Origin of the sequence: Luoshenia tenuis (genome assembly GCF_014384745.1) — a bacterium.
Taxonomy (GTDB): Bacteria; Bacillota; Clostridia; order Christensenellales.
The window spans coordinates 232,014-245,411 of sequence record NZ_JACRSO010000003.1; the positions used below are offsets into that span (position 1 = coordinate 232,014).

The following is a 13,398-nucleotide window of genomic DNA, read 5'->3' on the forward strand; positions in this document are numbered from 1 at the left end:
AGGGCTGAAAAAAGCAGATTAAAAAAGGCCGGGCATTTTGCCCGGTCTTTTGTTTTATATTAATGCCTTAGAACCGTTAAAGGACGCCTTCGCCGCCAATATCCGCAGGCTGTAAGGTGGCCATAATATCTTGCAGCTGTTGCTGGCGCTCCTGTGATACAGTGGGCATGGACATAAAGGCGCCGTAAAACAAACGATGCTCATAAATAAAGCTGATATAGGTGACGTGCGGCAGGTCATTGTTAGAGCGGCGAGTAATGCAGACCGCCTCTGTACCCAGCTTGTCAAGGGGCATAGTAACCGGGTCTTCCCAGCAGGATTCGTCATCTGCATATCCTGCCCCGCTGGCAAATTCTCTGGCAGTTTCCTCAAAGGCGGCAAACTCCTCCTCCAGCATCGTATCGTAATCCTCGTAGTACCAAAGCTGAATCAGCTGCATGGCGTTATTCCATTGCAGCCCTATGGGGTAATTCCGCATAAATTCGGGAAGACAGATATCCCAATCTTCCGGGACTTCGATGGCAAGACTGTGATCCCAGGCCGTCCAGCGCCCATCTTCTCCGCGAATCGGCTTTCTCTTTAGATAGTCGCTTAAGCGCGCTTCATCTACCCGGAAGCTTTGAACAATGGCCTCCAGTTTATCGTAATAGCTGGCGGGTAAAACAATAGTAAAATTATAGCCTATCTCGTCAGTCATGATCTCCAGGTTGAGGAAGGCATATTCATCCATCTGTGAAAAGGAGTATGTCGCATGGCCGCCCTGGGAGAGCGTTGCGCTTTTTGACTCAAACCGCTGTTCATCAAAAGTAGGAGAAACCATTAGAACCATCTGGCTGCTGTAACTATGGTTGGATCCGGCCGTCAGTTGATAATCATCGATCAGGGCGAAATTGGTGTATACAGAGAAGATCGGGTCGGCCGGCGAGGCGTAGCATTGCGACATCATCAAAGTTCCGTTATACGTATAAGGCCCCAACTCCTCCGGAAGACCAATGGAGTATAGCCCAAACCCCATTTCGGTGCGAACAAGCCCCTCCGCTATGGCCGGAGGTGTGGGCGTGGTAGTAGCCTGAGGAGCGGGAGCGGACGCTGCAGGTGCAGGTGTGGACACCGGCGCAGGCGTAGCGGTAGCCGCCGGTTGGTATTTACCCAGATCGGACGCACAGCCTGGAATAAGCAGTATAATAAATAAAAGCAAAGCAAGGTATTTCTTCATACTACCCCTCCGAAGATTTTCTTTTGTTAATAAATAAATGAAAGAACGTTATAATGGTATTTTTGATAATCATGTGATGCTTTTATCATAACGGCTAAGCTGGCATGCAGTCAATAAAAAAGTGACAGGATTTAATCCTGTCACTTTTTAGCATCTCCAAAGTAAAAACTCTTACCCTAAGTCAAAATCCAGACAGATGCGTTCCTCCATGACAGATTTGACAAAGCCGGCAGCCTCTAGGTGTGCGGGGTGAACCTGGTAGGCGGCTAAAGCGGCCTGGCTCGCAAACAGGCTGATCAGCATCACGGACTTGTCGCTGGTATCGAGCGGATCGATCAAGACCTCTAGTTCCACGACGCCTTCTATCTGGCCCTTGAGGGCTTCCAAAGTCTCTTTTACCTTTTGGGCGTTGTGCTGGTTCTCTTCGGCGCTAAAGCCCTTCTGGTGCGCCCAGGCAACGATATGACGGATCATTTTCGCATCCTCCTTATGTTGTAAAGTTATGAGAAAAGGCCACAGGGGCTATTCCTGTGGCCTTTTTGTATCATGGTCTAGAACGTCAACACGCGGATGACGCCCTCAATCCCTTTAAGGGCGCTGAGCACGTCCTCGCCCGCTGCGTGATTGCTCTCGATCAAGGTATAGGCGAGTTCCCCGCGGGACTTGTTGAGCATGTTATCGATATTGATGTTGTACTGCCCGATGGTGCCGGTGATGGCACCAATCATCTTAGAGACGTTCTTATGCACCACGCCGATGCGGAAGGTGCCCTCTACGCGGGGCATCTCCAAATGCGGGAAGTTGACGGAGTTGACGATATTGCCGTTTTGCAGATAATCGGCGATCTGCTCGGCAGCCATGTGCGCGCAGTTCTCCTCGGACTCCGGCGTGGAAGCGCCCAGGTGGGGGATGCAGATCACGTTATCCACATTAAGCAGCTCGTCGTTGGGGAAATCCGTTACATAGCAGGCCAGCTTGCCGCTCTGAAGCGCCGCCAGCACGGCCGGCGTATCCACCAGCTCGCCGCGGGCGAAGTTCAAAAGGCGCAGGCCCTCTTTGGCGCGGCCCAGCAGATCCGCATTGAACATGCCGCGGGTCGCATCGGCCAGCGGCACGTGGATGGTGATATAATCGCACTCCTCAACCATGGCCTCGATGGATTTGACGTAGTGCACGGCGCGGGATACGCCCCAGGCCGATTTGACCGAGATGTAGGGGTCATACCCGTACACATCCATGCCAAAGGCGGTGGCAGCGTTGGCTACCATGACGCCGATAGCGCCCAGGCCTACGACGCCCAGCTTTTTGCCCTTTAGCTCCGGGCCGACAAACTGGCTCTTGCCCTTTTCAACCAGCTTGCCCACCTGGCCGCCCTGCCCTTTAAGGGTGCGCGCCCATTCGATGCCCTGGGCGATCTTACGGGAGGAGAGCAGCAGGCCCGCCAGCACCAGTTCCTTTACGGCGTTGGCGTTGGCGCCCGGGGTGTTGAATACCACAATACCCTTTTCCGAAGCCTTATCCAGCGGGATATTGTTGACGCCGGCGCCCGCCCGGGCAATGGCCAGCAGGTTCTCATCAAAATCCATCTCGTGCATGGAAGCGCTGCGCACCAGGATGCCCTGGGCGCCCTCCACCTCTTTGCCCACTTCAAACTGGTCGGCGGGGAGGTGGTCATAAATGCTATCGCTAATGGCGTTTAGCGTACCGATCTTAAACATAGGGGAACCTCCTTCTCTATCTCCGTTTTACTTGTTGCGGGCCTCAAAATCGCGCATGAAGGCGACCAGCTTTTCAATGCCCTCGTTGGGCATGGCGTTGTAGATGCTGGCGCGCATGCCGCCCACCAAACGGTGCCCCTTGATGTTGACAAAGCCCTGCTGCGCCGCCTCTTTAACGAACTGGGCGTCCAACTCTTTCGAAGGAGTGACAAAGGGAATGTTCATCAGGGAACGGTCCTCTTTCTTGGCCGTAGCCTTAAAGAAGGAGGAACTATCCAGATAGTCGTAGAGGATAGCGGCCTTTTTCACATTGTTTTCGTACACGGCCGCCACGCCGCCCTGCTCTTTGATCCACTCAAACACCAGCTTAGCCATATAAATGGCAAAGCAAGGCGGGGTGTTATACATCGAATCGTTATTGGCGTAGGTGTTATAGTTCATCAGCACCGGGAGCTTATCGCAGCTGCGCGAAAGCAGGTCCTCACGGATGATGACCACGGCCAGGCCCGCGATGCCGATGTTCTTCTGCGCGCCGGCATAGATCAGCCCAAAGCGGCTGACATCCATGGGCTCAGAAAGGATGTTGGAGGACATATCCGCCACCAGCGGCACGTTGCCGGTCTCCGGCCACTGCGTATAACGGGTGCCGAAGATGGTGTTGTTGCTGGTGATGTGCACGTAGTCCGCCTCGGGGTCGAAATCCTTGCTGTCAAAGGCGGGGATCTCGGCGTAATTCTGCGGCTTGGAGTTGGCCACGATGTTTACGTCCACGAACTTAGCCGCTTCCTTGGCAGCATTGTTGGCAAAGTTGCCCGATACGATGTAATCGGCCTTGCCGTTGACCTTCAGGTTCATGGGCACCATCGAAAACTGCTGGGTGGCGCCGCCCTGGATGAACAGAACTTTGTAGTTATCCGGAATCTGCATCAGCTCGCGCAGCAGGCTTTCCGCCTCAGCGATGATGGCCTCATAGGGCGCGGAGCGGTGGCTCATCTCCATGACGGACGAACCGGAGCCGTTACAGTTGAGCAACTCGGCCTGCGCTTTTTGCAACACGCTAAGCGGCAACATGGACGGACCTGCAGAGAAATTGTACACGCGATTTTCCATTTCGGATGTGCCCTCCTTATTTATTCCCCGTAAAACGGGACGCCGGCTGGAACCGGCGTTTACATTGTTAATTTAATAACGATACAAACTTTATTATACTGCCCCCGCCACAATTTGGCAAGCCGCAAAGCCCCCAATCTCCGGCCCTAAAGGGGCACAATTCCCCATAAAATTGCGGAATGTTTGGGTTTTGCGGCGTGGCGGCATTATTTCCCGTCCGGATCCCAGCCGCGGCGCAGCCAGTTTTCGCGGATGCGCGCCTCGCTGCCCTGATCGGACGGGCGGTAATAGGTCCTGTCCTTGACGGATTCGGGCCGGTATTGCTGGGCCACCCAATGGCCGGGATAATCGTGCGGATACTTATAACCCTTGCCCGAACCCAGTTTACCTGCGCCCTTATAGGAGGTATCCCGCAGGTGTACGGGCACGGGCTGGTGCAGCGTGCCCTCCACATCGGCGTTGGCCGCGTCGATGGCCATCACCACGGAGTTGGACTTGGGACTTTCGCAGATAAAGATGATGGCCTGGGCTAGGTTGAGCTGGGCCTCGGGCAGCCCGTTGAACTCCAACGCCTGCGCCGCCGCCACGGCCTGCACCATGGCCTGGGGATTGGCCATCCCCACGTCTTCGCTGGCATGGGCGATCATCCGCCGGGCGATGATGCGCGGGTCGATCCCCGCACTCAGCAGCCGGGCACACCAGGCCAAGGCAGCGGTGGAATCCGAGCCGCGCAGGGATTTGCAAAAGGCGCTGAGCATGTCGTAATATTGCGATTCGTCGATGTTGAGCACCCGGCGCTGGATGGATTCCTCGGCCGTCTTTAGGTCGATATGGATAATGCCGTCTGCATCCGGCCGGGTGGTGAGTACCGCCAGCTCCAGCGCGTTTAGGGCGCTGCGCACATCGCCATTGGCCACATCGGCAATGTGGCTAAAAGCCTCCTCGTCCATCTGCACGTCCATCATCCCAAAGCCCCGCTCCTTGTCTTCCAGCGCCCGGCGCATGGCCAGCAGGATATCCGCCTCGCCCAGCGCCTGGAATTGGAAGATGCGGCACCGGCTGACGATAGCCGGCGTCATGGCAATGGCGGGGTTCTCAGTGGTGGAGCCGATAAACAGGATGATGCCCTTTTCTACTGCGGGCAAAATGGAATCGCTCTGCGCCTTGTTCCAGCGGTGGCATTCGTCCAGCAGCAGGTAGGTGCGCTTGCCGTATAGCTTCAGGCGGTTTTCCGCCGCCTTGATCACCTCGCGAACATCCGCCACGCCGGAGGTTACGGCGTTTAACTTAACAAAGGCGCCGTTGGTGTTGTTGGCGATGATGGAGGCCAGCGTGGTCTTGCCGCAGCCCGGAGGGCCGAAAAAGATACTGCTGGTCAGCCGGTCCGCTTCGATGGCGCGGCGCAATAGCCGCCCGGGGCCGATGATGTGCTGCTGGCCGATGAATTCGTCCAGCGTGCGGGGGCGCATCCGGTCGGCCAGGGGGGCGCTTTGCTGGGTATTGCTGGTAAAGAGGTCGTCCATGAGCTTCGCTTCCTCCGTTATGATCCAAAATGGTACTTCTTTCTATAGTATAAACCAGGCGCGGACAAAAGGGAAGTTGCCAAGGGCGCAGGCCCGCCGTTATAATAGAGCCGTAAAGGGGGATCAAAGGATGCGTAAGGATCAGATACTGGTGACCTACGGAAGCGATTTAAAGCGGATGGCCGGGGAACTGATGGCTGCGGCGGATGTACAGGCACAGCTTAAAAGCGGCATGCGCATTGCCCTAAAGCCCAACCTGGTAGTGGCCAAGCCCTCATCTACCGGGGCGACCACCTCGCCGGAGCTGGCCGCGGGGATCGTTGAATATCTGCTGGAATATGGCTTTAAGGATATCGACATCATCGAAGGTTCCTGGGTGGGGGACGATACCGGGCGGGCTTTTGAAGTTTGCGGCTACCGGGCTCTGGCCAAGCGGTATGGGCTGGGGCTGTACGATCTCAAGCGGGATGCGACCGTTACCCGCAAGGTGGGCGGCGAGACGCTGACGCTCTGCCGGCGGGCGGCTGAGGCGGATTTCCTCATTAACATGCCGGTGTTAAAAGCCCATTGCCAAACGGCGCTGACCTGCGCGCTGAAGAATATGAAGGGCTGCATCCCGGATCGGGAAAAGCGGCGCTTCCACCAGGCGGGGCTGCACGGGCCCATCGGTGCGCTGGCCAAGGCCCTGCCCCCGCAGCTGACGGTGGTAGACGGACTGTGCGGAGACCTGACCTTTGAAGAAGGCGGGACGCCGGTGCAGATGAACCGCGCCATGCTGGCCTGGGATCCGGTCAAGATGGACGCCTATGCGGCCGAGCTGATCGGCCTGGAATTAAGCGAGGTGCCTTATATCGGCATCGCGGAAAGGCTGGGCGCGGGCAGCACGCAGATCGGCGGAGATACCGTGATCGAGCTGAACCGGGCCGAGGGCGGAGCGATAACCCCGCAGGCCACCCGGCGGGTAGCCCATCTGGCGGCCCATGTGGAGGCGTTCCAGGCCTGCTCGGCCTGCTATGGCAGCCTGATCCATGCCTTGCAGCGCATGGACGAGGCGGGCCAGCTGGGCAGGCTCAAAGGTAAGGTGCACATTGGCCAGGGTAACCGGGGCAAAGCGGGCGCGGGCATCGGCATCGGCGCGTGCTGTAAAGGATACGAGCGGTGCGTGATGGGCTGCCCGCCCAGCGCGCGGGAGATCTTGGCCGAACTGACGAAAGAACGGTAGACACATAAAAATGTGCAAAAGCGCCCAATTTTTGGACGCTTTTGCTTTATTCTCCCCGAATTCCTGCTATAATAAGGGCATAGATAAACGCGGGATCGACCGCGAAAAGGGGGATAAGGCATGTACGAAACAGCACTGCCGCCGATCTTTGAGGGCGAGCCTTCCCGAAAGGCGTGGGAGGAGGGGCGCAGGCAGGAAATTTTGACCCTGCTCAGCGATCAAGTGTACGGCTTTGCGCCCGGGCCGGACCAATACAAGATCAGCTTTAAGCAGATCGGGCAGGAAGATTTTAAAGGGATCGCCACCCGGCGCATGGTGGAAGCGACGCTGCATACGGCGCGGGAGGATTTCCGCTTCCGCTTTGTGGTATTTTTGCCCCATGGGGCGGCAAGGCCGCTGCCTCTGGCGCTGATGATCTGCATCCGCGTGCTGGATCGGCCGATGGACGTGGCGCATCTGCACGAGATCCCCTCCTGGCCGGTAGAGGATATTTTGGCCCGGGGCTATGCGACAGCGGGTTTTTACACCCAGGATATCGCCCTGGACCGGGAGGACGGGTACTTTGAGGGCATCCTCAAAAGCTTTGAAGGGGACGGGGAAGACCGCCCGGCAAACGCCTGGGGCGCTATTGCCGCCTGGTCCTTTGCCGCCAGCCGGGTGATGGATTACCTGCAGACCCTGCCCGAGGTAGACCCGGCGCGCATTGCCGTGGCGGGCCTTTCACGCGGCGGGAAGGCGGCGCTGTGGTGCGCGGCCAACGATACCCGCTTTGCCTGTGTGGATTCCAACGAATCCGGCTGTACGGGCGCGGCCATCACACGGGGTAAGCAGGGCGAGCACGTCAAGGAGATCAATACCACCTTTCCCTACTGGTTCTGCGAAAATTATAAGGCCTATAATGAGCGCGAGGACGAGATGCCCTTTGACCAGCATATGCTGCTGGCGCTGATCGCCCCGCGGCTGCTGTATGTTTCCAGCGCCAGCGAAGATAGCTGGGCCGACCCGGAGGCGGAGTACCGGGGCGCCTATGAGGCGGGCGCCGTCTATGCGCTATACGGCCTTAAAGGGCTGGCACAAAGGCAGATGCCGGGCATTGACCAGCCCCGCCACGAAAACGCGGTGGGCTATCACCTGCGCGCGGGCGAGCACGACATGACGCCTCATGATTGGGCATTTTTTATGGATTTTCTGGATCGCCATTGGCCAAACGACTGATGAGAGGGCGCGAATTTTCGCGCCCTTTTTTGCAGCGCCGCTGCTATACGCGCCCGCCCGGGCGTACAATATAAAAAGATAGATCGAGCACACATCTTTACGTGAAGAACAGGCGACCCAACCCAAGAGAAAAGAACAAAAGCGGCTGCGGAAAATGCCCGGCAGAAGCTTGCATATCGACCTTATGCGTGACCGTATCCTTTTCGCATCCGCATTTTTAAGAAGGGGGATATGAAGTTGAGGATTTCCATTTGCGTCAATTCTGTGTACGCGGGGCGGGACTTTGTGGAGAGCATTTATGCCTGCGCGGCAGCCGGGGTCAAGGCGATCGACATGTGGAGCTGGCGGGACCAGGATATGGAGGCGGTGGGCCGGGCACTGGCGCAGACCGGCATACAGATCGCCGCCATGAGCGCGGGCTGCTCTAAAATGGTGACGCCGAAGGATAGCGCGGCCTTTGCCGGCGGCATACGCGAGGCGATCGCCGTGGCCGACCGGGTGGGCTGCAAGACCCTGATCGCCGGGCCTGGGGATGCGGCCTGCGGGCTTTCGCGGGGCTACCAGCACGACAACATCGTTTCCGCGCTCAAGGCCGCCGCCCCTATCCTGGCAGACGCGGGCAAGACCTTGGTGCTGGAGCCGCTCAATACCGCTGTAGATCATCCTAAGGCTTACCTGTGGTCCTCTGACGAGGCGTATGATATCTTGAACGAAGTGGATCAGCCCCACATCAAAATGCTGTACGATATTTACCACCAGCAGATCATGGAAGGCGACGTGCTGACCCACATCCAGCGCATGCTGGGACGCATCGGCCACTTCCACGCGGCGGGCGTGCCCGGACGGCATGAGCTGGACGGCGGTGAATTAAACTATACCGCAGTGCTCGATGCGATACGGCAGGCCGGGTATGCCGGCTTTGTGGGGCTTGAGTATTACCCCTCTGAGGGGACGGCGCCGGAGGAGGGATTTACGCCGTATTTGCAGCGCTACGGAGGCTAATGGGAAAGTTAGGCAGGGCAATGCTTGACAAGCCGGGCCGCCGCTCTTTACAATAACCATATACCCCTAGCGGTATTTGGAGGTGTGAGATGAGACAGTGTATGGATGCGGAGAACCTGCACCGCAGGCTGAAAAAGATCATCGGCCAGGTCCAGGCAATCGACCGGATGGTGGATCAGGACGTACCCTGTGAGGACGTGCTTTCGCAGATAAACGCCGCAAAATCGGCCCTGCACAAGGCGGGGCAGGTGGTGCTGGAAGGGCACATTCAGCATTGTGTGCGCGATGGGATCGAGCATGGCGACGCGGATAAGACCATTGAAAGCTTTGCCAAGGCTGTAGAGCGGTTTTCAAATATGGGTTAGCCTTTACGATTGACACCAGCGGCTGCTTTTCCGGCCGCTGGTTGTTTTTTACCCCTTGACAATCCTATACCCCTATAGGTATATTATGCACATACCCCTATGGGTATATAGGGAGGTTGTATATGGAAAAGCTGGAAAGAATTTTGGCATGGGGCGGATTTAAAAAGGACATCGTATGCCTTGCTCTATCGGGAATAGCGCTGCTGATCAGCATATTTGACCTGCTCCCGTTGCCCTTTGACGCGGCATGGATAGCGATTGTATTATGCGGTGTGCCCATTGTTTTAGAGGCATTGATCGGCTTGGCGACGGCTTTTGATATAAAAGCGGATGTGCTGGTCTCTATTGCGCTGATCGCCTCTGTCATTATCGGTGAAGATTTTGCGGCAGGAGAGGTGGCCTTTATCATGCAGCTAGGCGCGCTGCTGGAAGAGATGACGGTGGCGAGGGCGCGAGCGGGTATCGAGCGGTTGGTAAAACTAAGCCCCCAGTCGGCCAGGGTGCTTATGGAGCAGGGCGAACGCATGATCCCTGCAGGGGAGGTAAAGGTAGGGGATATCTTGCGCGTACTGCCCGGGGAGAGCATACCGGTAGACGGCGTGATTTTGACGGGGCAGACCTCGATTGATCAGGCGGTGATGACGGGGGAATCCTTACCGGTGGATAAAGCGGCAGGCGATGAGGTCGCCAGCGGCACCGTCAACCAATTTGGCTCTTTTGATATGCGGGCGACCAGGGTAGGAGAGGATAGTTCTATCCAACGCATGATTCGCCTGGTGCAATCGGCCGATGCGGGCAAGGCTAAAATCGTAGGGCTTGCGGACCGCTGGGCTACGTGGATTGTCATCATCGCCCTCAGCGCTGCTGGGCTGACGTGGATGTTTACCGGGCAGATCATCCGGGCGGTAACGATCCTGGTGGTGTTTTGCCCTTGCGCGCTGGTGCTGGCAACGCCGACTGCGATCATGGCGGCCATTGGCAATGCGACCCGGCACGGCTTTTTGGTACGGGAAGGGGATGCGCTGGAGCGATTGGCCGGCGTAGCACGCATCGCCTTTGATAAGACCGGGACGCTGACCTATGGAAAGGCACAGGTGACGGCGGTAAAATGTATGACGCCCCGCTTGGAAGAAGCGGAGCTGTATGCGCTGGCTGCCTCGGCAGAGCGGCGCTCAGAACATCCGCTGGGCAAGGCGGTGGTACAGGGGTATCAAAGCCAGGGCAAAGGCGCGCTACTAACGCCAGAGCGCTTTCAGATGATCCCCGGCCGCGGAGTAGCCGCAAAGGTTGGCGCCCGGATGGTATTAGCGGGCAATGCTGCACTTTTGCAGGACAACGGCATCATTCTCTCGGCGGCAGAAAAAGAGGCGAGGGACTACCTGGAGGAAGGCTGTACCGTGATCTATGTAGCGGTAGACGGCGAGGCGGCAGGTTTTCTGGCCCTGGCCGATACGCTTCGGGCGGATAGCCCAGATATGATCGGGCAGATCTCCAGGCTGGGGATCATGCCCGTGCTGCTCACGGGTGATCACGCGCGCGCAGCCGGGGCGATTGCCGCGCAGGCGGGTATTGCACAGGTGCACGCCGGCTGCCTGCCGGAGGATAAGCTCAACTGGATCGCGCAAAGTCAGGCACAGGGCCAGCACGTTTGTATGATCGGCGATGGCATTAACGACGCGCCGGCGCTGAAAAAGGCGGATGTGGGCATTGCCATGGGTGGGATAGGCAGCGACATCGCCGTTGACGCGGCGGACATCGCACTGGTGGATGACGAAATACGGGAATTGCCCCATCTGCTGGCGCTGTCCAAGCGAATGATGGTCACCATTAAATGCAACCTGGCATTTTCCATGGCGCTTAATTTTCTAGCTATTGCGCTGGCTATTACGGGGGTGCTGAACCCCGTGGTGGGCGCGTTGGTGCATAATGCCGGGTCGGTGCTGGTCATCGTCAACTCCGCCGTGCTTTTAAAATGGCGAAGACGAAGATAGGTTTGACTATAAAACATCCTTTGGTTGGGAAAAGAAAAGCACAGGCTTTCAGCCTGTGCTTTTTTGCGGTTAGAGAGGGCAGCATATACGCGTTACACTGCCAGAATCCCGCCATCTACGGCCAGGATATGCCCGGTCACATAGTCTGAGGCGGCGCTGCCCAGAAAGATAAAGGCGCCGCGCAGCTCTTCTGGCGTGCCCCAGCGGCCCATGGGGAGGCGGTCCAGGGTTTTGGGGTACTCCACCGGATCCTGGCGCAGGCCGGAGCTGATCTCGGTCTCGATAAAGCCGGGGGCCACGCCGTTGACACAGATCCCATAGGGCGCCCATTCGTGCGCCAGGGATTGGGTGAGCAGCTTGAGCGCGCCCTTGGAGGCGGCGTAGCCCTCGATCTGGCGCTTGCCCAGGTAGCTGTGCAGGGAGCACAGGTTGATGATCTTACCGCTGCGCTGAGGGATCATGCACTTTGCCGCCAGCTGGGAAAGGTGCAGGGCGCTTGTCAGGTTGAGCTCCAAGATACGGTCCCAGGCGTCGAGGGGATAATCCGCTGCCGGGAAATCTTCGCACATCCCGGCGTTGTTGATGAGGATATCCACGCCGCCAAGCGCAGCTACAGCTTTTTCAAAGGCATGTTCGCGCGCGGCGCGATCCTGCAGGTCCACTTGAAAGCCATAGGCGGGTGCACAGGGCGTATGCAATGCCTGCGCCGCATCCAATACCGCGCTGGAGCGGGCCAGCAGGGCAACCGACGCGCCCAGTTCGTGGTAGCTTTCCGCCACCGCCCGGCCAATGCCGCGGGATGCGCCGGTAATGACGGCGCGCTTGCCCTTTAGGTCAAATAATTCTGCTGCTTTCATATCGTGCTCCCTCCTTACGTTTCAGCCGTTGGTGTTGCCTGGGATGGGATAACCGTATTTGGTCTTATACGGCAGGGTATGATCCTCCAACAGAGTATCCTCGTTGATCATAAAATAGTTCTCCCGCGGCGTACCGGCGGAGGTGCCGCCGCCATCGTCGGCATACCCAGGGTCGTCATAGGTCGGGTCAATATAATAGACCTGGTCGTCCATCTTTACCAGGTTCCATTCGTGGCCCACGTTATCAGCATACCCGATCACCCGGATGCAGTAAAAGCCGGCCAGGTTGGCGATGTACTGAAAGGTGCGCGCGTATCCGGAACAGACTGCTTCGCCCCGCACCAGCGCGCCATAGATGTTGGAACAATCCCGGTAGACCTCGTTATCCTTCATGGCCCCGTTGGGGTCATAAGGCTTGTTTACGTCATAATCCGTATAATAACGGGCGATGCCGATCACATTATCGTGGATATAGCGCAGCTGCTCGGCATCGCTCCCGATGGAGGGCAGCTCGTCGATAATGGGGCGCACCATCTGGTCGATCACGTCCTGGGCCTGGGCCACCTCGTCGGCGGTCATATAATAGGTATAGGTGATCTTTTGGACGGAGGCGCCGTCGGTTTGCAGGTTGAGTTTGGGATACAGGTAGAAAAACTCCGGATGGTCGTAGAGAATGTATTCAAATACCTTGTTGACCTCGTCCTGCTGGGCGTCGCCATTTAAATGGGTCACCGGCTCTAAGGCCTGGATCTCAAACATCAGCCGGTCGTACAGTTTTTTTTCATCGGCATTCAGGGTGGCATAACCCGCAGGCTCGGTAAAGGCCTGGGCTTTGCGGGTATCCGAGGAGAAGTCCGCCTCCGGGTCGTCGGCTAACAGATCCGCCCCTGAGGTGGCGGCGGGCGCATCGCCCTGCCCCAAAAGGCTGCACCCGGGCAGGGCGGTGAGCAGCCCCAAAACCAATAGCAGTGATATCGTTTTTTTCAACATAATGGCCTCGCTTCAGCATCAATCATTGCGGCGCGCCGGGCGCCGCCTTTATCATAGCATACCGCTAGGGCAGGGGACAAGAGAGGGAGAAAGTGGTATGATAAAAATAAGGAATGAATGGAAAAACGGTTTGCTGGTGCGGCGAACCGGGTAGCCTTAAAAAGAGATTAGACCACAAGGAGGAAGGAA

12 protein-coding genes are annotated in these 13,398 nt (G+C 57.5%); 5 read left to right on the forward strand and 7 right to left on the reverse strand.

Annotated elements, in window-relative coordinates; translation table 11 throughout:
• Positions 1-76 precede the first annotated feature (76 nt).
• The 5 genes from H8699_RS08410 to H8699_RS08430 form a co-directional block, all read right to left on the reverse strand.
• Positions 77-1,216: a hypothetical protein gene (locus tag H8699_RS08410; RefSeq protein ID WP_249285291.1), complete on the reverse strand. Its 1,140-nt coding sequence runs from the start codon at positions 1,214-1,216 to the stop codon at positions 77-79.
• A gap of 171 nt (positions 1,217-1,387) precedes the next feature.
• Positions 1,388-1,690: a Dabb family protein gene (locus H8699_RS08415; protein WP_249285292.1), complete on the reverse strand. Its 303-nt coding sequence runs from the start codon at positions 1,688-1,690 to the stop codon at positions 1,388-1,390.
• 77 nt (positions 1,691-1,767) lie between these two features.
• Complete coding sequence (locus tag H8699_RS08420) at positions 1,768-2,934, reverse strand: phosphoglycerate dehydrogenase (protein WP_249285293.1); 1,167 nt, start codon at positions 2,932-2,934, stop codon at positions 1,768-1,770.
• Between the two features lie 27 nt (positions 2,935-2,961).
• On the reverse strand, positions 2,962-4,044 hold the full coding sequence (gene serC / locus H8699_RS08425) for a 3-phosphoserine/phosphohydroxythreonine transaminase (RefSeq protein ID WP_249285294.1): 1,083 nt from the start codon (positions 4,042-4,044) through the stop codon (positions 2,962-2,964).
• A gap of 206 nt (positions 4,045-4,250) precedes the next feature.
• Entirely contained in the window at positions 4,251-5,567 is a 1,317-nt protein-coding gene (locus tag H8699_RS08430) for a replication-associated recombination protein A (protein WP_249285295.1), read from the reverse strand.
• Between the two features lie 130 nt (positions 5,568-5,697).
• On the opposite strand from H8699_RS08430, the gene H8699_RS08435 reads away from it, so the two are divergent.
• The 5 genes from H8699_RS08435 to H8699_RS08455 all read left to right on the forward strand — a co-directional run bounded on the left by H8699_RS08435 (position 5,698) and on the right by H8699_RS08455 (position 11,362).
• Complete coding sequence (locus tag H8699_RS08435) at positions 5,698-6,789, forward strand: DUF362 domain-containing protein (RefSeq protein ID WP_249285296.1); 1,092 nt, start codon at positions 5,698-5,700, stop codon at positions 6,787-6,789.
• 120 nt (positions 6,790-6,909) lie between these two features.
• Positions 6,910-8,004 (forward strand): glucuronyl esterase domain-containing protein, encoded by a 1,095-nt coding sequence (locus H8699_RS08440; RefSeq protein WP_249285297.1) that lies wholly within the window; start codon positions 6,910-6,912, stop codon positions 8,002-8,004.
• A 237-nt stretch (positions 8,005-8,241) separates the two neighbouring features.
• Positions 8,242-9,006, forward strand: coding sequence for a hydroxypyruvate isomerase family protein (locus tag H8699_RS08445; RefSeq protein ID WP_249285298.1), 765 nt, complete (start codon positions 8,242-8,244; stop codon positions 9,004-9,006).
• A gap of 89 nt (positions 9,007-9,095) precedes the next feature.
• Entirely contained in the window at positions 9,096-9,371 is a 276-nt protein-coding gene (locus tag H8699_RS08450) for a metal-sensing transcriptional repressor (protein ID WP_249285299.1), read from the forward strand.
• Between the two features lie 122 nt (positions 9,372-9,493).
• The gene (locus tag H8699_RS08455; RefSeq protein ID WP_249285300.1) at positions 9,494-11,362 is read left to right on the forward strand and encodes a heavy metal translocating P-type ATPase; all 1,869 of its coding nucleotides are present in this window, start codon (positions 9,494-9,496) and stop codon (positions 11,360-11,362) included.
• Between the two features lie 92 nt (positions 11,363-11,454).
• On the opposite strand, the gene H8699_RS08460 is transcribed toward H8699_RS08455, so the two are convergent.
• Complete coding sequence (locus H8699_RS08460) at positions 11,455-12,219, reverse strand: SDR family oxidoreductase (protein WP_249285301.1); 765 nt, start codon at positions 12,217-12,219, stop codon at positions 11,455-11,457.
• 21 nt (positions 12,220-12,240) lie between these two features.
• Positions 12,241-13,209, reverse strand: coding sequence for a transglutaminase domain-containing protein (locus H8699_RS08465; RefSeq protein ID WP_249285302.1), 969 nt, complete (start codon positions 13,207-13,209; stop codon positions 12,241-12,243).
• Between the last annotated feature and the right edge of the window lie 189 nt (positions 13,210-13,398).